This window comes from Streptomyces sp. NBC_00510 (assembly GCA_036013505.1).
Taxonomy (GTDB): Bacteria; Actinomycetota; Actinomycetes; order Streptomycetales; family Streptomycetaceae; genus Actinacidiphila.
Genome location: CP107851.1, coordinates 9,959,932 through 9,977,356 on the forward strand (window position 1 = coordinate 9,959,932; position 17,425 = coordinate 9,977,356).

Consider the following 17,425-nt stretch of genomic DNA (forward strand, 5'->3'; position numbering starts at 1 on the left):
CCAGGATTCCATCGCCGGCCCCCGGCGCAGCCACCGCCTCACGCCGTAGAGGTCAGCTCGGCTGTGGGGTGTCCGTCGGTGTGGTGACGATGGGTACGCGGGCACGCTGAGGCTTCGCGTACCAGGGCGTCGCGTTCGATGTCGTCGACCGCCAGGTGCCAGTGGGTCTTCACGGTCACCCGGTCGAGCAGGTACCGGCATCGCGCGGCTGCGGCCGGCGGCAGCCACTCTGCAACGTCTTTGTCCGACTTGGATCTGTTGCTGCGAGCGGTGACCCCACCAGCGCCCGCGGCTCGTCCAGGTCGTTGGCGTAGGCCTGGCGCTGCGCCGCGGTCCACTGTGAGGCGCCGACTGGCGGGGAGCGTCATTCCAAGCAAGCGATATTCGGAGGGCTTCGGCGTCAGCGAGCCGTAGGGTTGGCGCGCCAAGACAGCCTGGTAGCAGGGGAGAAGCGTGCGCTCTGAGGACCATGTGGGGTGGGAGCGGGACTTCCCGGTCCGGTATCTCCTGGTGCGGGAGGACACCGACGGTGAGGAGGAGGGCGTGCTGTGGGGGCGGTGCGCGGAGGTCGAGGGCCTGTTCATGGACCCGCCTCCGCTGCCGCGAGAGGTCCTGACACTGCGCGGCTGCCCGCGCGAGAGCCTGCTGGTCCAAGCCGTGACGGACAGCGCCGAACCGGTGCGGCTGCTGGGGGACGGAATGCTCTCGATCGAGCCTGTGGATCCCTCGAACGGCGGGCCGTCCCGCTACTGGGACCTGGAGGACACGGCTGTCCTGGCCCAGTGGCCCACGGCGGGCGATCCCGGGCGCGTGGACATCGTCGTGGGCACCGGCGTCAGAGAGGACGACTACTGGGGCGGCAAGCTGCTGCCTTCGAGCCCGCGGTTCGACCTGTGGTTCCCCTCGATCCGGGGGGACAGCCCATCGGGCGGTTGCCGTTCCATTGACGGCCTGCTCACCCCGCGCCCGCAGCGACCCACCCAGCCCGTGCACCTGATCGGCTGCGAACCCGCCGCACCGCTTCTGGCCCTGCTGTGTCGTCCCCTTCCGCAGGAGGGCGACCCGATCACGCTCTGGTGCCTCGACCACCACGGCCGGACGATGACCGGGTACCACCTCGACCTGGACACCGTCGAGGCACGCCCATCCGTCCTCGGCGGAGCCCTGATCGACGTCACCATCACCGACCCCGGTGACGACCGCCCCACCCTGGCCGCCCGCGCAGTCTGGGAGATCTGGTCCGACGGTGTTCCCACACGGCCCAACCAGTGGGCACAGTTCGACGCCGAGGGCCGGTCCGAGTGGCTGGACCTCACCCGCGTCGGCCCGTACGGGCTGCAGGGCCTCTCCGGCGGGACGTACCACCTGGACGGACAGCACGTCACCGACAGGGCCGGCTTGCTCCTGGCACTCGGCGAAGCCTTGCTCGGCCCTGGCGCCCACTACGGCAGAGACCTGGACTCGGTGCAGGACTACCTGTGCGGCGGGCCCTCCGTCGTCCCGCCGTTCACCCTCGTGTGGCACCACGCCGACATCGCCCGCCACGCCCTCGCCGGACACATCCTGCACCACCTCGGCGGCCCGTCCTACTTCGAGGAGACCGTGAACCTCCTGCGCGAGTACGGCGTCACCGTCGTGCTCCAGTGAGGGAGGCGACGGACAATCCCGGACCCCTTGAAGACGGCGCCTGACCTGGAGAAGGAACGGAGTGGGGCAACGGCCAGGCCATCAGGGCCCGGTCGTATCGTCTCCCGGTGCCCGGCTGGTGCTACGGGCTTCGAGGTAGGGGGTCCAGTCGGTGGCGGCGCGGCGGCGCCACTTCACCAGGGTGTTGGTGTGGAGGCCGAGCATGGGGGCGAGGACGGCTGGGGGCGTGTCCTGGGCGAGTTGGACGAGGCTCGCTCGTAAGCGATCGGGCTGTGATTACTGGCGTGTGGAGCAGACAGCCAACGGAGTACCCCTGGTGTATACCTACGTGATCGATCCAGCCGCCGGGCTCTACCGCGACGGCGATGTCTTCACCGACATCGTGAAGACCGCAGTTCCTTTCCCGCTCGAGATCAGCCTCAGCTCGATCTGATGTGGGCGGCACTGTCACTACCTGTGCCGGGTACGACACGTCCGGTGGGAGGCGAGGACGTCCGCAATCGCCAACCGGCGGCGACTGTGAAAATCGCTGTCCGATCACCGGAGCACGGTGATAGACATCCGGCGTGGCAAAGAATCTTGAGTTCCCTGACCTGTTGCAACTGATCGATGAACGGTCGACCGCCTTCCGCGCCGTGGTCGCCGCCGCGCCCGGTCTCGACGCGCAGGTGCCGACCTGCCCCGGGTGGACGCTGTTCGATCTGGTGAAGCACCTGGGTGGGGGAGACCGTTTCTGGGCTGCCATCGTCGACGCGGGGTCTGCCGACGCTCCCCCGGCCGAGGCCGTCGCCGCCCGCGCCGCGCTGGAAGTGCCGCAGGAGCGTGAGGCCCTGCTGGCCTGGCTGGACGCGTCGACGCAGCTTCTGCTGGGCGCCTTGCGCGCGGCGGGACCGGAGAGCGGTTGCTGGACGTGGTGGCCCGCGTCGCAATCACCGCAGACCGCCGGCGGCACTGCCCGACACCGGGTCCAGGAGACCGCGGTGCACACCTACGATGCCCAGCTCGCCGGGGGCGCCACGCAGCCGCTGCCGGTCGAGCTGGCGCTCGACGGTGTGGAGGAGTTCCTGTTCACCGTCTGCGCAACGCCGAGTGCCTGGCCCCACAAGCCCACGGCCTTCGACTTCCACGCCGCCGAGGGCCGCTCCTGGCGCCTCACCGTCGACGGCGACGGTGCACGCACCACCTGCATTCCCGCGCCCACCGCCGCGACCGGCGAAGACTCGGACGCAGCCGGCGCCTCCGTCCACGGTACGGCCAGTGAGCTGGTCCTCTACCTGTACGACCGGATCCAGGCCGACTCCTTGCACGTTGACGGAGACGCAGGGCTGCTCGACCTGCTCCGCGCCTGGGAGCCGGAGGAGAAGTAGAACGTAGCGGGGGCGGTTGGCCGCGCCTCGAGCCAGTAAGACACGACTCGGGGGAGTGCGGTTCGTCATCACACCGAGTTCTGGCGGATCAGTTCGATCCAGACTGAGGTTTGGTGTTCGGCGTTCGCCGCTGGATCGATGCGTCCTACCGCATCCACTACAAGCTCCACGAGCGAGTAGAGACGGTCGTGGTGGCGTACGTATTCCGCCTCTCCCGTCAGGAACTCAGGCTCCTCGATCTGCTGGAGGATCTGTAGGGCCGCATGCCACCGGCAGGCCGTCTCGACGTACTGTGCGACGGAGGAGCTGAAGAAGGAGACCGCGGGCTTGCGAAGCCCCAGGTTGTACGGCCGAAGAACCTCCGGCAGATCGTCAACGGTGATCGGCGCGGGGAGAAGACACAGCACCCGGCCCTCTCCGGGAACAACACCGGCCACGCAGCTACTCGGGTCGGTCCCCCAATGCCCCAGGTCGTAGAGTTGTTGTCCGTCCTTGACCAGGCGGCGCTCGTGCTTGCCTGCCCGGTTGGGCAGGAGAGTGGGGAACGTACCGGCATAGTGGGGTGTGAAGGTTTGCATCTGTGGCAAACCCCACTCGCGCAGGGCAACTCGGTCGCTCTCTGGTATGTCCCATCGATCGGCAACCTCAACAGGGATGCGAGGCTTGTCGGCTACCAGGCGCGACACGGGTTGTGACAACACCCGCCCGACGGCGTCCTGGACCAACGCCCACCTTCGTGCAACATTGCTCCCCACACGCGTCAGCATTCCGGTAATGCCGCGCGTCTTCAAGATCGTCAGGGAAGCTGCAGCCAGAGCCTTGAAGATCCTCTCCCTTCGCTCGGGGATGGGACAGACCTGCTCCCTGAATTTCCCCACTGTCGTGGGGCTGACCGGCGACGGAGCCCACCTGCGGTGTCGCCGTCAGTCGGCCGTCGGGTGGGTGCCGGAAGCTGTCGCCGGAGGCGGTCGCTGGGTTCGCCTGTCTGCTCGCGCCCGGCGGCGGCATCGGGCAGTTGGCTGCTGGTCGGTGATTGCCATGATGGGTGGCGGCAGGTTCTCAGGTGTCTGTGAAGGGGCGGCTATGGCGTTGGAGGCCGGAGCCGGTTTCGGAGACGCCGGACGGGATGAGTGGTCTTTACGTACCCCTACCCCTCATGCTGGGGTGCGCCATCACAAAAGGTGCCGAGGCCCGGGAACGGCTCGCGGAGATCACGGCGGCCGAGGGCTTGTCGCTGCGGGCCTACCTGGCCCGCCTGGCCGACACGCTGCTGACCCCCGCCGAGCGGGCCGAGCGCGCCGAGCAGGCCCTGGCCGTCCTGAATGCCTGGAACGGCTACGCCCCCACTCCTGCCGAGCAGTACGACCTGGACGCCGAACTCGACCGCCGCCTGACCCGGGCCACCGGCCGGTGAACCAGGTCGTGCACCTGGTCCTGGACGACACCGCGATGGTTGCCGCCGGCCGCGGCAACCTGCTGGCTTCCCGCCTGATCCACCGTGCCCACGCGGAGGCCGGCTGGCACCTGTAGGCGCACCCACCTGCGCACTCGTGGAAGCCGACCGCGCCCGCCCGCGCCCTGCCGCCCCAGCAAGATGACGGCCACACTGCAGCCTGAACACCCTCGGATGCTGAACACCGGAGACAACCGCTCCCAGGAGGCACCCACCATGCTGCAACCCCGCGATCAAGAACCACCGAGACCCGTCCGTCCGTGACTCGGCGGCGATACACGCCGAGCGGCTCCGCGCGAAGGGCGAAGCCCGGGCTGCCGAGCCTGCGCCCGAGCGGCCTGCAGACAGGACGACGGCCCAGATGTACGTGGAGCGCGCCCTGGCCGGCTATCAGGCGGACGAGGCACTGCGTGCGGAGGCGCGCCGGAACGGTGCGCGGGCCAGTGGGAGTGAGTCCCGGGCGACGAGTCCGAGGCCGAGGAGGACGACCTCGAGGAGTACGACGAGGAGGAGGTTGCGGAGGGCGGGGACGAGGAGGAGCCGTCGACGTCAACCGCGGAGCTGTATGCCCGGCGCGTGCCGGGGGACGTACAGCAGCGAGGCGCAGCGGCCCGCGTCGCGCACAAGAGTGTGCCCCTGTCCGGGGCCGCGTCGTCATCTATTGACAATTCACCGCCTGACGAAAAATGCCCGGCCACACCCCATGGCGGCCGGGCACAGCCATGCCCGAGACCAGGGCATTCGTCACAAATCAGCAACACGGCCCTCGATAGTCCGGACGATCAGGTCAAATGGGCCTCCACACGCCCTTGGGGGATCAATGCGCCACATCGGTACAACCATCGCCGCCTGCCTGCTTGCCGCCGCGCTCACCGCCTGCGGCATCGGTAGCAGCACCACGACAGAGGCATCCGCACCCAGCCCTTCAGCCGCCACCAGCGCGCCCACCAAGGCCGAGAAGCTGAACGCCTGGTTTGACGACGGAGGCCAGGATCATCTCGACACGATCAGCGACGACCTTGATGACGTAATCTCACACATGGGCGCCACGGACCTGGACGAGCTTGCCGAGTCGTGCGCAAAACTCACATCAGATGTCGAGACCATCCAGGGCGGTCAGCCCATGCCCGATGCGAAGGCGGCATCATCGTGGGGCCTCGCCTTGGAGCATCTCAATTCGGCAGCTACGCACTGCACGAACGGCGCCGTCTCGATGGATGTGGATGAGATCAACCAGATGACGGCGGAGCTGAAGATCGGCACGAATCACGTTGACGCGATGAACGAGCGACTGGACATGATCCGTAACGGCAACTGACTGCGCTGTAGCGATGCCCCCTGCCGGGTGATGTGCCGGCGAGGGGGCTTTCGTGCGTCCGGGCCCGAGAAGCCCGTCGACAGGCACGGCAGCATCGCCTCGCCTACTACCTGCCGGGGCCAGCAGATCGGAGACCCGACCGGGCGCATGACGACCGACGCCGCATCCGACGTCATTGAGACCGCAGCCGACACAGCCAACGTCGAAGGCTTGTGGCGCTCCCACTCCCTGCGTCGCGGGTTCGTCCCCGCCGCCCGGGCGGCGGGGAAGGACCTGGTGGACATCGGCCGGGCAGGCGGGGTCGAGGAGGAGGTCACGCGGGGCGACAGCGTCGTGGTTGATAGTCGTGATCGCCACCGTGATGTCAGTGGAGGACTCGGCTTGACCAGGGACAAGTCGCTGGCCTCCTCCGCCGGTTACTTGTGACGCGAGTGGCGAAAAGCCGGTATCAACGTCGTGCAGACGGCAGCTTGGGCGAAGGGCTCCAGCGCGTGTGATGCGCCGGAGCCTCTCGTGGAGAGCAGCACGAGTCAGGTCAGTAGGCGATCGATCCCTTGGTGCTCCACGCGAATTGCACTATGAATCTGGTGCCGTCCTTGACGTCGGTGGCTGCCAGACTCCAGGTTCCGACTGTGATGTCGCGGTAGGCATTGCAGTAGGAGCTGCCGCTCGTGGGGTAGAAGCAGGTGCGCACGGGCACGAAGTCGAACCCGCCGCCGGCTGCGATGGACGGCTTGACGTTGATGTCGTTGCAGTTGGACGTGGCGTAGGCGTATCCGGATGTGGGCCACACGTATTCGTTCCCGTTGTCGACGGGATTGAAGCTCTTGGCAGTACCCAGGCAGGTTGCTGCGCTGGCTGGCGTGGTGGTCATGGCAGTGAGTCCACCAGCCGCCAGAACCGCGGCGGCCAGGGTTGCAAGGATCCGACGTGCTGACATGCGCGTTCCCCTCTCGATTCGTCTCCGGCGCTCCCGTTCCCCGCCGGCACTTCGAAGACCAGGCGGCATTATGTCGTGGACACGATCGTTTGGCAGAGTCCAAATTCAGCCGCTGTCGACGGGTCGGCTCTCGGAAGTCGGCGCGACCTCCGGCGCTGCGCTTGCCGCAGGTGCAAGGCGCTCACCATGGGTTTCTCGTTCCTCCAGCTCGACTTTCGACGTTTTCGTCGATCGTCGTGTGGGTTGCTCGGGCGGGTGATGCAGCACCGACCTCGGGCCTCCCTGACCCGCTACGAAGCGTCATCTGTGTTCCCGTCGCTCGGCGGCATCTGGACCAGTGAAGATCCCTCCTCGACGGGCCTCCGCGAGGGGCACGACGTGGTCGATGTCCAGTCCGGACGGCCCGTCGACGTAGGACCAGATAGCGGACCGCGTCGACCATCTGCCGGTGGCAGTACGCCTCCGGCTGCCCGCCCCTGCCCTCCAGCCACCCCGGCACCGGCAGCAACTCCCGCACCACGGCCCACTCGGCGTCCGTCATATCCGATGGAACGCGTTGCGGACGATCGGCCGCGTTGGCGTACGCGTGCGCGAGGCAATCACACGACCGGGCATGCGAGTTGGACGCGGCGGTCAACGGCGCGGAAGACTGCGGCACCACGGCCTCCTGTTGCTCATGGACTTCGACACCCACGAGTTGTGCAGGAGGCCCTGCCTTCATGCCCGGCAAGCCGGAAGATCACCCGACCGAGATACAGCGGTCGAACCCACGCTCAACATGAGCGGTACGACATCGGCTTCTGAGACACGACAGCGGCGAAAGCGTACAGGCTAGCCCCGGTCAGCCGTCCGTTCGCGGTCACGTGTTCAATGAGCGTTGCACCCGGTACGTAGGCAGTGGCCAGGCGACTTCGTGGGGCGGGTGTGTCACGACCGCCTCCGGATCCCGCTCAGATGGAAAGACCCTGCTCAGGTGATGCTCCAGGCGATGCCGTCGGGCGCGTCGAGGGCGGTCTCGACGCTCTGACGGCTCAGCCATCCGCCGCCCGGCACCGAACAATCGGCCCGATGCAACACGCTACGGCCCGGCCCCTCGCCGTTCGGCTCAGGGGCGTTCTGCAACGCCGCCCCCGGTCCGCAAAAGTACTAACGGAATACATGCGTAAAATTCAGCAAAACCGTTAAGAACGGATCATTTGCCGCAGTACGGTGGGAATCTGCCGTCCAATGCAGGCTCCGCGACGGGTTCAGGAGGAAGCCCGCATGGCAGAGGAACTTGACGTAGCGTCGATGGCTCCCGGTGATCGAGCGAATGCGATCCGTGAACTCTCGGGGTTCGTCGTCAACGGCCGCGCAGAGGTGGACTTTCCGTCGGATCCGAATCGCCAGCGGGCTCACGCGACCACCAGCGCGCTCGGGTCGGTGAAAGTCTCGGAGATCGGCTGGAACGTGACCCGCATCCGGCGCACTGATGCTCCGGTGGACGGGGAGATGGTGCCGCAGATTCTCGTCTCTATCCGGGAAGCGGGGGTCTCCCAGTTCCATCAGGCGGGCAGGCACGGACTGATAAAAGCCGGGGATCTCATGGTGCTCGACAATGCGAAGCCCTATGAGGTTTTGTTCCACGGCCCAGTACGTGGAGTTCTAGTGAGCGTTCCCACGCACATCCTGGGGCTGCGGCCGTCCCTGCTCGATCAGATCACGGCTGGTCCACTCAGTTCGGAGCGACCGGCCGTGGGCGCCACGGCAGCGTTCTTCACCCGGCTGGCTCGTCTTCGGGGCGCTGCCGGTAAAGCCGATACCGCCCTGTTCGCGGAGCCCAGTGTCGACCTGATCAGGGCTGTGGTGACCATGGTCCTGTACGGGGACGACCTGGCCAGAACGCTCCTGAACAGCACACTTCTTGAGCGTGTTCAGGAATATGTGCGCCTCCATTTGGCAGACCTCGATCTGACTGCCGAGCGTATCGCAGCCGAGCACAACGTTTCCGTACGCTGGCTCTACCTGACCCTGTCCCGAGCGGGAATCACCCTTGGTGAATGGATTAGGACGCAGCGCCTCGAAGAGTGCAGGAGGGAACTGGCTTCGCCAGTGCATCAGTTCATGACGATCGAGGCCATCGCCCACCGGTGGGGGTTCGCCAGCGCACCCCACTTCAGTCGCGTCTTCAAGACGGCGTACGGGGTGAGCCCCCGCGACTTTCGGTTGGGTCAGAGTGGGCTCTCATCGGAAACGAAACATCTCCGGCAGAGCACTTTGGACGGACCACCCTGACCGTCCCGGGCCCACGTTGCTGGAAGGCGAACCGGAGCCGCCCCGTGCCCCGCTCGGAACGTTCGACTGTGAGCGGGGCAGACGACAGGGCCCCCGCCGGTTGCCGATCCGGCGGGGCCCTGTTCTGTGCGTTGCCGCAGGTCAGCCCTTGCGCTTATCCCGCTCGACGTCCTCTGCCGCTTTGTGGGCGATGCCGTCGAGGATGTCGTGCTCGCAGACCACGCCTCCCGGGCGCTCGTGCGCTCCATGATCCGCAGCAGTACCAGGGCCCTGGCGCCGATCACGTCGACCCGGCCCGGGTGCATCCCCGGGATCGCCGCACGCTGCAATCTCACCCGGGGCCGCCTTCACCTACCTCACCGCGTGGATGGTTCGCCCCCCTTGCCCGGGGCAGGTCACCAGCCGGTGATGCGGGGCCAGCGCGCTTGGATCACCGGGGCGGGCTCCCTGCCCTTGCTGCTGTCGACGACGTGGTAGCCGTGGTGCTGGGCGGCGGTGGCGCAGGCGTGGTTGGGCAGGATGCGCAGCCGGGTGCCGACCGGCAGGTCGGGCAAGTCGGTGCCGTCGCGGGCGGTGAGGGTGCCATGTTCCTGGCTCGCGGCCGTCATGACCAGGTTCGGGATGAGGTGGCCGGCCATGTCGGTGACCAGACCGTAGCCCTGGTCCTGGGCCTGGGCGGCGGTGCCGCGGTCGCGGGACATGGCCATCCAGCCGCCGTCGGTGACGATCCACCCGTACTCGGGGCGGTGGCCGATGACGGTGACGACCACCGACAGGGCGAGGTCCTGCACCTGGCAGACGTCGAGGCCGGCCATCACCAGATCGAAGAACATGTAGTTACCGGCCCGTAGTTCGGTGACCCCAGTGAGGTCCTCGGCCGCGTGCGCGGTGGGGGTGGAGCCGACGCTGACGCAGGCCACGGGTATACCGGCCGCACGGAGACGTTCGGCTGCGGCAACCGCGGTGTCATGTTCGTTCTGTGCGGCCAGGCGCTGTTCTTCGGCGCTGTAGGCGAAGTACGACTCGCCTGCGTGGGTGAGCACGCCGTCGAGGCAGGCCGCGTCGTGCAGGATGCGGCCGGTCTCGGTGAGGGCGGGGTCGTCGGGCTTGAGACCACCGCGGTGGCCGTCGCAGTCGATCTCGATCTGGGCCGGGATGGGCAGGCCGGCCTGGCCGGAGGCTTCCGCGACGAAGACGGCCTGCTCGATGCTGTCCAGCAGGACTCGCACGGTCACGCCGCGCCGCAGGAGAGCGATGACGCGGGGGAGCTTGTGGGGATCGATGCCGACGGCGTAGGTGATGTCGGTGTAGCCGCCGTCGGCGAACGCCTCGGCCTCGGCGAGAGTGGAGACGGTGATGGGACACGTGTCGCCGTCGTTCAGAAGCGCGGCGACGTCGAGGCTCTTGGCTGTCTTCATGTGCGGGCGCAGGGTGACCCCGAGCCGGCCGGCCCTGGCCCGCAGGCGTTCGATGTTGCGCAGGCTCTTGTGCACGTCGACAACGGCGAACGGGGTGTCCGGATCCATCAGGGTCTGTGCGGCGGGGGCGGGGGTGGTGGTCACAGGGAGATGTCCATCTTCTTCAGGAGGGCCAGAGCCAGGTAGAGGTCTTGCAGCCCGATCCCGGAACTGTCGAAGACTGTGATGTCACGGTGGTCGGTGCGTCCTTGGGCGCGCTGGGTGAGGACTTCGCCGAGGGGGATGAGGACGGTGTCCTCGGGTGCGTGCTGGCTTTCGCCCATGCGGCGTGCCTGTTCGGGCAGGTCGCAGAAGACCCGGGCGTGGGCGAACAGGGCGGGGGGCAGCTCCCGCTTTCCGGGGGCGTCGGCGCCCATGCAGGACAGGTGCGTGCCGGGGCGGACCCACTCGGCCTCGAACAGGGGAGGGTCTTCGGCCCGTGCGGTGGTGGCGGTGACGATCACGTCGGCGCTCGCGCAGGCTTCCTCGGCACCGGCCGCACGTGCTGTGTGTCCCTGCGCGGTGAGTGCGGCAGCCGCGGTCGCTGCGCGGGCCTTGTCGCGTCCCACGATCAGGATCTCGCCGATCGGCCGGACCCGGGCGACGGCCCGCGCCTCATAGGCAGCCTGATGGCCGGTGCCGAAGACCGCAAGGGTGGCGGCGCCGGTGGGGGCGAGCAGATCGACGGCGAGCGCGTCGGCCGCGGCGGTCCGGTAGGCGTTCGCGGCACCGAGTTCCAGGGCGGCGGCGATCCGGCCGATCCTCTGGTCGAGCAGCAGCAAAGTGGAGTGGTGACGTGGGAGCCCACGTCTCAGGTTGTCCGGCCAGTAGGTGCCGATCTTCACCCCGGCATGCGTCGCGGACGCGGACGGCTTGAGCGTGAACCGGTTGCGCGGATCGGAGCCGTGCACGGCCAGGGAAGGGAAGACCACGCCTTGCACCGTCGCGGCGAAGGCCGCGCGTGCCGCTTCCAGAGCCAGTTCCTCGTCCACGAGCGCAGCCGTCTGTTCCTCCGGGATGAACAGCAGGCCACGGCCTGTGTCCGACGGCGGGCCGGAACTGGGCGGAGAAGCAGGTGCGGTGTGTGCGGCCGGTCCGGTGTCGGTCATGTACTGCCCTTTACTTGGCGTAGTTGTAGACCGTGGCCCGGGACACGCCCAGCAGGTCCGCGATGGTCTGGGCGGCGTCGCGCCCCTCGAAGTAGCCCTCGCCCTGCAGCTGCCGCACGAGCGCCTTCTTGTCGTCCCGACTCAGCGACCGGGGGGTGGCACCGCGCTCCGCGGCCAGCGCCTCCACAGTTCGGCGCAGCTCGCGCACGTTGCGGTCCCGCAAATTCTCCAGCGGGTGCTCGCGGTGCTCGACATCGGTGGCCACGAGGTTCGACAACGCCAGCGTCACCGGCGACAGGACGGACACGTCAAGGTTCAGGCACAGGGCCGCGATGTACTGGCCCGCGGCGTTCTTGATGCCGATCGACGTGCTCTTCACCGGCCGACCGTCGGGAAACTGGTTGGGGTAGTTCTGGATCACGCTCGGGTACTGCGGATCCGCGATGCGCGCCAGGCCCAGCTCCGTGGCCGAATCCCCGACCTCCCGGCCGGAAAGGTTGTTCTCGATCACCCGAATCGCCTGCTGGGGGTCCCGCAGGTCGTGCAGCACCACCTCACACAGCCCGGGAAACATGCGGCCCAACGCCACAGCGATCTTCTCCGCCTCGCGGACAAGGTGCTCATCGCCCTCGACCGCAGCGACGGCCACGGGATGCTCCACGGCCTGCCTCCATCCTGGACTCAAATTCCATCTTTAGACAATGATGCTAAAGCATTCTCCGAGCCGCGCCAACGCCGCTGATGAGAGCGATCGCACCTGGGCATGCACGAGCAGACTGGGCTCCTTAGAGAGGCCGCAGGGGCCGGTGATACCCAAGCTCAGGGTGCGGCTCATAGTCGGGAACGGGCGCTTTGGTGCCGTACAGACCCCGTCCGTACCGATGAGTTTTGTGCGGACCCGCGGTCCATGCCCTGGATCCACCGACAGTGGTGGGCCCGTGCTGGGAACGTTCCAGCGCGGGAGAAAGCACATGGAGGCAGTGTTGGGCGTCGACGACTTCGAGCAGGAGCGCGCAATCCGGACGGGTGAACAGGGGACGCGGGTGAACGTTCACAGGGTGTTGGTGGCGGGGGCGAGCATCGCGGGACCCGCGCTGGCCCACTGGCTGCGCCGGCGGGGGGCCGAGGTGACCGTGGTGGAGCGGGCTTGCGAGCTGCGTCCCGGCGGGCAGGCGGTGGACGCGCGCGGGGTCGCCAGGGAGGTCATCGGGGGCATGGGGCTGGACGCGGTGGTCCGCGCGGCGTGCACCGATACCGCTGGCGCGCACACCGTGGACACGGACGGGCGGGTGCTGGAGACCTTCCGCGCGGATGACGACGGTGGCGACGGGTTCATCGCGGACATCGAGATCCTGCGCGGGGACCTGTCCCAGGTGCTCTACGACGACACCCGCGACGGCGTCGAGTACATCTTCGGCGACCGAATTGCCGAGCTCGCCCAGGACGCGGATGGGGTCGACGTGGTCTTCGCGGGCGGGGACCGGCGGCGCTTCGACCTGGTGGTCGGGGCCGACGGGCTGCACTCGGAGCTGCGGGCGATGGTCTTCGGGCCGCATGAGCGGTTCCTCCGCCACCTCGGGCACGTGCTGGCCTTCTACAGTGTGCCCAACGAGTTCGGGCTGGACCGCTGGCTGCTCGAGTACCAGGACCAGAAGTCCGGGCGTTCAGCCCTTCTGCGCCCCATCCAGGACGCCACCCGGGCGATGGCCATGTTCTACCTCGCCTCGGCTGACTTCGACGTCGACCACCGTGACGTCGCGGCCCAAAAGCGCCTGCTGCGTGAGCGGATGGCGGGCCTGGGCTGGCTGGCCCCGGACATCCTCGCGCACCTGGACGACACCCCGGACTTCTACCTCGACCAGGTCGCCCAGGTGGTGATGGACCGCTGGTCGAGCGGACGGGTGGGGCTTCTCGGGGACGCGGCGTTCAGCTCGTCGCCGATGTCCGGGCAGGGCACCGGGCTGGCACTGGTCGGCGCCTACCTGCTGGCCGGAGAGCTGGCCGCCGCCGAGTGGGACCCCGACACCGGGTTCACCCGCTACGAAGCCCGGATGCGCTCGTTCGTCGAGGCCAACCAGGAGATCGGCCGATTGAACGCCCGCAGCCGCGACGTCCCCGGGCCCGACGCCGAGCCGCGCCCCGATTTCGCCGGCGAATGGTTCACCGACCTGGTCGGGCGCGCGATCAACGGCATCGAGCTGCCCGACTACGCGGAGGCGCCGGACTCCGCAGCCCCGGCCGGATCGCCGATCACCTCGTCAGCCAAGCCGTAGGTGTCACATAACAGATCGGAACCCGAAGTGCTTCCCATTGTCACCGGCCGCAGTGAGTTTGCCGCGGTGATCATCAGAACCGACTTCAGCGACGAGACTGTCTGGCGAGCCGTGTGCGCGGAGTCGTTGAGGCCGTGGGGCGACGGTGACTACGAGCCCCATGTTCACATCGTCGACGATCCGGTCTGGGTTGATGCCACAGCCGATGACGTGATCGCCGCCGTATCAGCGGACGAGGATCTGAGCGTCATCTCCTCGCCGACCGCCTCACCATGCGGGAACACGAGCACGCACTGCTGGCCGTGGCGGTCCTGACCAGGGACGAGTGCGAGAGCGACGAGGACTTCGAGGCCTACAGCGGATCGGTCCGCACCATTCCCGCCGGAGATCAGCGGCCTGGCCGCCCGTGGGTGGCCGGGCCGCTGCGTTGCCGGGGACGGGCTCAGCTCGGTAGCGGAGGCACCAGGGGCTGCTCGGCCGCGCGCTGGCTTCTGTCCAGAAGCAGATGCAGCTCTGGGGGCCGGGAGCGCACCTCGCGGGCCGCGGGCGCGTGGCGGTTGCCGGCGGTTCCGAGCAGTAGAGCAGGGGCCCCGTCCTGCGCCCTGGAGCGTGGGACGGGGCCGTTGGGTGGCCTGCCGGGCGGCCAACTACTCGACTCAGCCCGGGTTTCCGCGCCCGCAGCTGGCCGGAACGGTAGGGCGCCCGGGCCCAGAATTCCGCCGCTAATTAGGATTCCGCCGTGATCCAGGACGGTGAATCAATGCGTGGGGGCCTGTCGAGGGTGCGTCGTGTGGGCGAGACCATCCTCAGGCCCTGGCGGGTGTGGACTCCTGCGGTGCGGGAACTGCTGCGCCACTTGGAGCAGGTGGGTTTCGCTGGTGCGCCGCGCGCCCTGGGTGACGGTCCTGTGGACGGTCACGAGGTGGTGTCGCTGCTGCGTGGCGAGGTCGGGCTGTACCCGTGGCCGCGGGCGCTTCTCGCGGACGAGGGCGTCAGTGCGCTCGGTCGATGGCTGCGCGACTACCACGAGGCTGTACGCGATTTCCGGCCCTCGTCGCAGGCTGTCTGGTGCGATCCGGATGCGCGCTGGCGTCCTGGCCTGATCATGCGCCACGGCGATCTCACCAGCTGGAACTCGGTGTGGGCGGACGACCGCCTGGTGGGGGTTATCGACTGGGACCTGGCCATCCCCGGTGAGGCGCTGGACGACCTCGCGCAGCTGGCCTGGTACAGCGTGCCCCTGCGACTTCCCGATCGTCAGCGCAGGGTCGGCTACGGCGCAGCCGGCGCGCCGTTGACGCGGCGGCTGCGGCTACTGTGCGACGCCTACGGCGCGGACCCAGCCGACGTGCTGGACGCGCTGGCGCGGTTGCAGCGCGAGGAGACCGAGCGGATAGCGCGCCTCGGCCTGCGCGGCTCGGACCCCTGGGCGGCATTCCTGCGGCAGAACTTCATCCCGGACATCGAGGAAGAGCGCGCGTGGGCGCTGGCCCGGCGCGAGGAACTCCTCGGCCACGCCTGAAACGACCTGGCCGGAGCGGCCGCGAGGACAGAGCCTGTCCGGCGACCACGGCCATGTCGAGCCGGCCGCAGTGTCAAGTCGCCTGTTCGGCAAGGCCGGATGCGGGAGGTCGCGCGGGCAGGATGCTGGCCGCGGGTCATTCGCGGCGCCGCGGAGCGTCGCAGCCCTGCCTTGTATCACCGCGTTCACCTCGAGCTGCCCGCAGTCCTGGCGCTGCCAACGTCACGCGGCAGGTCCGAGTTCTGTCCCGGGTGGGTGTGATGGTTGGAGGGCGGTTCGTCGGTGCGGGTATCCGGGTGGTTCGGGCGTGCGGGTGGTTCCGATGAGCTGGGTAGCGTGTTGCAGGGGGCGGTGTATCTTGCATTGCCGCAGTTCAGGGAGGGGATTCGTGCCGAAGAGGAAGATTGTTGACGAGGGGGAAGTCATCCGGTGGTTCGAGGATGGCTGGAGCTATCAGGACATGATTGATGAGTACCGGCGGAAGTACGGCATCGACACGGTGTCCTCGATGTGGGGGAATTTTCGGCACAGGCGGGGGCTTGATCGCAGGATCGCGCGTGATGACGAGCTGATTCCGTGGGCGGTGAAGAAGGAGCACTGGCAGCTGTATCCGGTGATCATGCTGCGGGTGGAGGCCCGTCGGCGGGCCGGCTTGGCACTCGACGAGGACAGAGCCAAGCGTTTGGAATCGTGGCGAGTCATGCTCGAGGAACAAGGCACGGTCGTCCACTACGACCCGGACACGGCGAACGGCTTTTCCTACATACCCCGCGAGCGGGGTGATTCAGACATCATCCGCAAGCCCCCGATGAAGACCACCCAGCGGCGTAACGCGGACGAGCGCCCTTAACGCTGCGACCACCACGGCGGCCGGGGGCGCCGGGATGTGGTAGGGGAAGGCCCCGGCGCCGGCGATGACACATCAGCCCGCGGGCACACGTACACCGCTGCCAAACTGCAGCGGGTGCGGACGAGGCGAACCGAGCCGCATGGCATGTTCCCGGGGGCCGCGTGTCAACGGCCTGCGCAGGCGGCATGGATTTTGGGGCCGGCTGTTGTCTGTTGCCGTGGGGATGTGACGTGCCGCGTTGCCTTTATTGGTCCGTGTACGGGGGGATGACGCGGACGACGGCGATGAGTTGCAGGCGGGGTAGGGGCAGGGCGTAGAACCATCCGTCTGCGAGGAGGGGGATGCGGCGCAGTCCGCCGGGGACGCCCTTGCGGGGGCCGTCGCCGATGTCGGTGACGTCGACGCCCACATCGGCCAGGACGACGAGTTCGCCGGCCAGGCGCTCGACCTCGGCCACGACCCGCGCGGGCAGGCCGTTGACGACATGCTCGGCGTCCGGGTCGTACTCCCAGCGCCAGCCGCTCAAGACTGACCGCTGCGGGGCAGCCCAGCCTCGGTGGCGGCCTTGTCGAGGATCCACCCGATCTCGGCGGCGACCGTCCTGGCCTCGTCCGGGTCCTCGACGACGGCGGCCCGGGCTTCGAGGTGCCGGAGCCGGGCGGCCTGTTCCGGATGGCGTTCAATGGCGACCTGCAGCGCCCACTGGCCGAGGAACCGCCGCACGGGGGCGGAGCTGACCTCACTCCGCGCCTGGGTCATGGCCGCGGCCCGCTCGGCATCGAAGGTGGGCACCGCCTCCGGCGCGATCCGGGCGAGAGCGGCTCGCAGCTCTTCGGCCGTAGAGGAAGGCTGCGGCACGCTCCGGCGCTCCGGGTGTTCGGATGCGGTGCTCATGCTGCGTCCTTTCCTTGACTGCTGAGGTTGCGACGGTGGGCTGCAGCCAAGGTGGAGACGTGCTGACGCGACCAGCCCACACGGGCGGCCACCGCGGCCGGTCCGCCGCGTTCATAACGGGCGGCGATCCTGCCCGCTGCCTCACTCAGTGCCGTTCGCGCCTGCTCCAGCGCCAGGGTGTACTCCTCGACGGCGCGGGCGAGACGGTCCAGCTCGTCCGTTTCCTCGAGATCCAGTATGACGCGGGTCACGCGCGGTGAGGTCACCATGGGACGATCCTGCCTGACCTATAACGCAAACGCAAGCGCGCTTGACATTTCC

The 17,425-nt window shown here is 68.3% G+C and carries 19 protein-coding genes and 2 pseudogenes; 10 read left to right on the plus strand and 11 right to left on the minus strand.

The genetic code is table 11. The features are described from left to right. Positions 1 to 38 precede the first annotated feature (38 nt). Positions 39 to 349, minus strand: a pseudogene (locus OG937_45470) (hypothetical protein). Positions 350 to 453: 104 nt separating this feature from the next. Between OG937_45470 and OG937_45475 the strand changes: the two are divergent. Next, positions 454 to 1,647, plus strand: a complete 1,194-nt coding sequence (locus OG937_45475; GenBank protein ID WUD78444.1) for a barstar family protein — start codon at positions 454 to 456, stop codon at positions 1,645 to 1,647. 81 nt (positions 1,648 to 1,728) lie between these two features. Here OG937_45475 and OG937_45480 read toward each other — a convergent pair whose 3' ends face one another. Next, positions 1,729 to 1,851 carry a hypothetical protein gene (locus OG937_45480; protein WUD78445.1) on the minus strand — a complete coding sequence of 41 codons (123 nt, stop codon included), beginning with the start codon at positions 1,849 to 1,851 and terminating at the stop codon, positions 1,729 to 1,731. Between the two features lie 362 nt (positions 1,852 to 2,213). Here OG937_45480 and OG937_45485 point away from each other — a divergent pair, with 362 nt between their 5' ends. Beyond that, a complete protein-coding gene (locus tag OG937_45485) occupies positions 2,214 to 3,014 on the plus strand; it encodes a maleylpyruvate isomerase family mycothiol-dependent enzyme (GenBank protein ID WUD78446.1) in 801 nt (266 codons plus the stop codon). Between the two features lie 68 nt (positions 3,015 to 3,082). Here OG937_45485 and OG937_45490 read toward each other — a convergent pair whose 3' ends face one another. Then, positions 3,083 to 3,805 carry an SUKH-4 family immunity protein gene (locus OG937_45490; protein WUD78447.1) on the minus strand — a complete coding sequence of 241 codons (723 nt, stop codon included), beginning with the start codon at positions 3,803 to 3,805 and terminating at the stop codon, positions 3,083 to 3,085. Positions 3,806 to 4,170: 365 nt separating this feature from the next. Between OG937_45490 and OG937_45495 the strand changes: the two genes are divergently transcribed. The 3 genes from OG937_45495 to OG937_45505 all read left to right on the plus strand — a co-directional run bounded on the left by OG937_45495 (position 4,171) and on the right by OG937_45505 (position 6,211). Beyond that, the gene (locus OG937_45495) at positions 4,171 to 4,428 is read left to right on the plus strand and encodes a hypothetical protein (protein ID WUD78448.1); all 258 of its coding nucleotides are present in this window, start codon (positions 4,171 to 4,173) and stop codon (positions 4,426 to 4,428) included. Positions 4,429 to 5,287: 859 nt separating this feature from the next. Beyond that, a complete protein-coding gene (locus OG937_45500; protein WUD78449.1) occupies positions 5,288 to 5,785 on the plus strand; it encodes a hypothetical protein in 498 nt (165 codons plus the stop codon). Between the two features lie 147 nt (positions 5,786 to 5,932). Further along, the gene (locus tag OG937_45505; GenBank protein WUD78450.1) at positions 5,933 to 6,211 is read left to right on the plus strand and encodes a hypothetical protein; all 279 of its coding nucleotides are present in this window, start codon (positions 5,933 to 5,935) and stop codon (positions 6,209 to 6,211) included. 109 nt (positions 6,212 to 6,320) lie between these two features. Here OG937_45505 and OG937_45510 read toward each other — a convergent pair whose 3' ends face one another. Continuing rightward, positions 6,321 to 6,725 carry a hypothetical protein gene (locus OG937_45510; protein ID WUD78451.1) on the minus strand — a complete coding sequence of 135 codons (405 nt, stop codon included), beginning with the start codon at positions 6,723 to 6,725 and terminating at the stop codon, positions 6,321 to 6,323. Positions 6,726 to 7,988: 1,263 nt separating this feature from the next. Between OG937_45510 and OG937_45515 the strand changes: the two genes are divergently transcribed. After that, positions 7,989 to 8,999 carry a helix-turn-helix domain-containing protein gene (locus tag OG937_45515; protein ID WUD78452.1) on the plus strand — a complete coding sequence of 337 codons (1,011 nt, stop codon included), beginning with the start codon at positions 7,989 to 7,991 and terminating at the stop codon, positions 8,997 to 8,999. Between the two features lie 141 nt (positions 9,000 to 9,140). Here OG937_45515 and OG937_45520 read toward each other — a convergent pair. The 4 genes and pseudogenes from OG937_45520 to OG937_45535 all read right to left on the minus strand — a co-directional run bounded on the left by OG937_45520 (position 9,141) and on the right by OG937_45535 (position 12,226). Next, positions 9,141 to 9,325 (minus strand): annotated as a pseudogene (locus OG937_45520) (exopolyphosphatase). A gap of 69 nt (positions 9,326 to 9,394) precedes the next feature. Next, positions 9,395 to 10,525 (minus strand): DSD1 family PLP-dependent enzyme, encoded by a 1,131-nt coding sequence (locus OG937_45525; protein WUD79084.1) that lies wholly within the window; start codon positions 10,523 to 10,525, stop codon positions 9,395 to 9,397. A gap of 32 nt (positions 10,526 to 10,557) precedes the next feature. Continuing rightward, positions 10,558 to 11,565, minus strand: a complete 1,008-nt coding sequence (locus tag OG937_45530; protein ID WUD78453.1) for an ornithine cyclodeaminase family protein — start codon at positions 11,563 to 11,565, stop codon at positions 10,558 to 10,560. Between the two features lie 10 nt (positions 11,566 to 11,575). Next, positions 11,576 to 12,226, minus strand: coding sequence for a PAS domain-containing protein (locus tag OG937_45535; protein WUD78454.1), 651 nt, complete (start codon positions 12,224 to 12,226; stop codon positions 11,576 to 11,578). 310 nt (positions 12,227 to 12,536) lie between these two features. Here OG937_45535 and OG937_45540 point away from each other — a divergent pair, with 310 nt between their 5' ends. The 4 genes from OG937_45540 to OG937_45555 all read left to right on the plus strand — a co-directional run bounded on the left by OG937_45540 (position 12,537) and on the right by OG937_45555 (position 16,210). Beyond that, positions 12,537 to 13,838 (plus strand): FAD-dependent monooxygenase, encoded by a 1,302-nt coding sequence (locus tag OG937_45540; GenBank protein WUD78455.1) that lies wholly within the window; start codon positions 12,537 to 12,539, stop codon positions 13,836 to 13,838. Between the two features lie 27 nt (positions 13,839 to 13,865). Further along, on the plus strand, positions 13,866 to 14,153 hold the full coding sequence (locus OG937_45545; GenBank protein ID WUD78456.1) for a hypothetical protein: 288 nt from the start codon (positions 13,866 to 13,868) through the stop codon (positions 14,151 to 14,153). A 475-nt stretch (positions 14,154 to 14,628) separates the two neighbouring features. Further along, positions 14,629 to 15,360 (plus strand): aminoglycoside phosphotransferase family protein, encoded by a 732-nt coding sequence (locus tag OG937_45550; GenBank protein ID WUD78457.1) that lies wholly within the window; start codon positions 14,629 to 14,631, stop codon positions 15,358 to 15,360. A gap of 388 nt (positions 15,361 to 15,748) precedes the next feature. Then, on the plus strand, positions 15,749 to 16,210 hold the full coding sequence (locus tag OG937_45555) for a hypothetical protein (GenBank protein ID WUD78458.1): 462 nt from the start codon (positions 15,749 to 15,751) through the stop codon (positions 16,208 to 16,210). 244 nt (positions 16,211 to 16,454) lie between these two features. Here OG937_45555 and OG937_45560 read toward each other — a convergent pair whose 3' ends face one another. The 3 genes from OG937_45560 to OG937_45570 are packed head-to-tail and all read right to left on the minus strand — an operon-like array spanning position 16,455 to position 17,373. Further along, on the minus strand, positions 16,455 to 16,736 hold the full coding sequence (locus OG937_45560) for a hypothetical protein (GenBank protein ID WUD78459.1): 282 nt from the start codon (positions 16,734 to 16,736) through the stop codon (positions 16,455 to 16,457). Next, entirely contained in the window at positions 16,733 to 17,104 is a 372-nt protein-coding gene (locus tag OG937_45565; GenBank protein WUD78460.1) for a hypothetical protein, read from the minus strand. The genes OG937_45560 and OG937_45565 overlap by 4 nt, the downstream gene beginning before the upstream one ends. Next, entirely contained in the window at positions 17,101 to 17,373 is a 273-nt protein-coding gene (locus OG937_45570; protein WUD78461.1) for a hypothetical protein, read from the minus strand. Before OG937_45570 ends, OG937_45565 begins: the two co-directional genes overlap by 4 nt. Between the last annotated feature and the right edge of the window lie 52 nt (positions 17,374 to 17,425).

Bases quoted from the DNA above. Each gene is read 5' to 3' on its own strand.
- OG937_45480 (WUD78445.1), bottom strand. From the start codon at position 1,851: ATGCTCGGCCTCCACACCAACACCCTGGTGAAGTGGCGCCGCCGCGCC.
- OG937_45495 (WUD78448.1), top strand. From the start codon at position 4,171: ATGCTGGGGTGCGCCATCACAAAAGGTGCCGAGGCCCGGGAACGGCTC.
- OG937_45500 (WUD78449.1), top strand. From the start codon at position 5,288: ATGCGCCACATCGGTACAACCATCGCCGCCTGCCTGCTTGCCGCCGCG.
- OG937_45505 (WUD78450.1), top strand. From the start codon at position 5,933: ATGACGACCGACGCCGCATCCGACGTCATTGAGACCGCAGCCGACACA.
- OG937_45510 (WUD78451.1), bottom strand. From the start codon at position 6,725: ATGTCAGCACGTCGGATCCTTGCAACCCTGGCCGCCGCGGTTCTGGCG.
- OG937_45515 (WUD78452.1), top strand. From the start codon at position 7,989: ATGGCAGAGGAACTTGACGTAGCGTCGATGGCTCCCGGTGATCGAGCG.
- OG937_45525 (WUD79084.1), bottom strand. From the start codon at position 10,525: ATGGATCCGGACACCCCGTTCGCCGTTGTCGACGTGCACAAGAGCCTG.
- OG937_45530 (WUD78453.1), bottom strand. From the start codon at position 11,565: ATGACCGACACCGGACCGGCCGCACACACCGCACCTGCTTCTCCGCCC.
- OG937_45540 (WUD78455.1), top strand. From the start codon at position 12,537: ATGGAGGCAGTGTTGGGCGTCGACGACTTCGAGCAGGAGCGCGCAATC.
- OG937_45565 (WUD78460.1), bottom strand. From the start codon at position 17,104: ATGAGCACCGCATCCGAACACCCGGAGCGCCGGAGCGTGCCGCAGCCT.
- OG937_45570 (WUD78461.1), bottom strand. From the start codon at position 17,373: ATGGTGACCTCACCGCGCGTGACCCGCGTCATACTGGATCTCGAGGAA.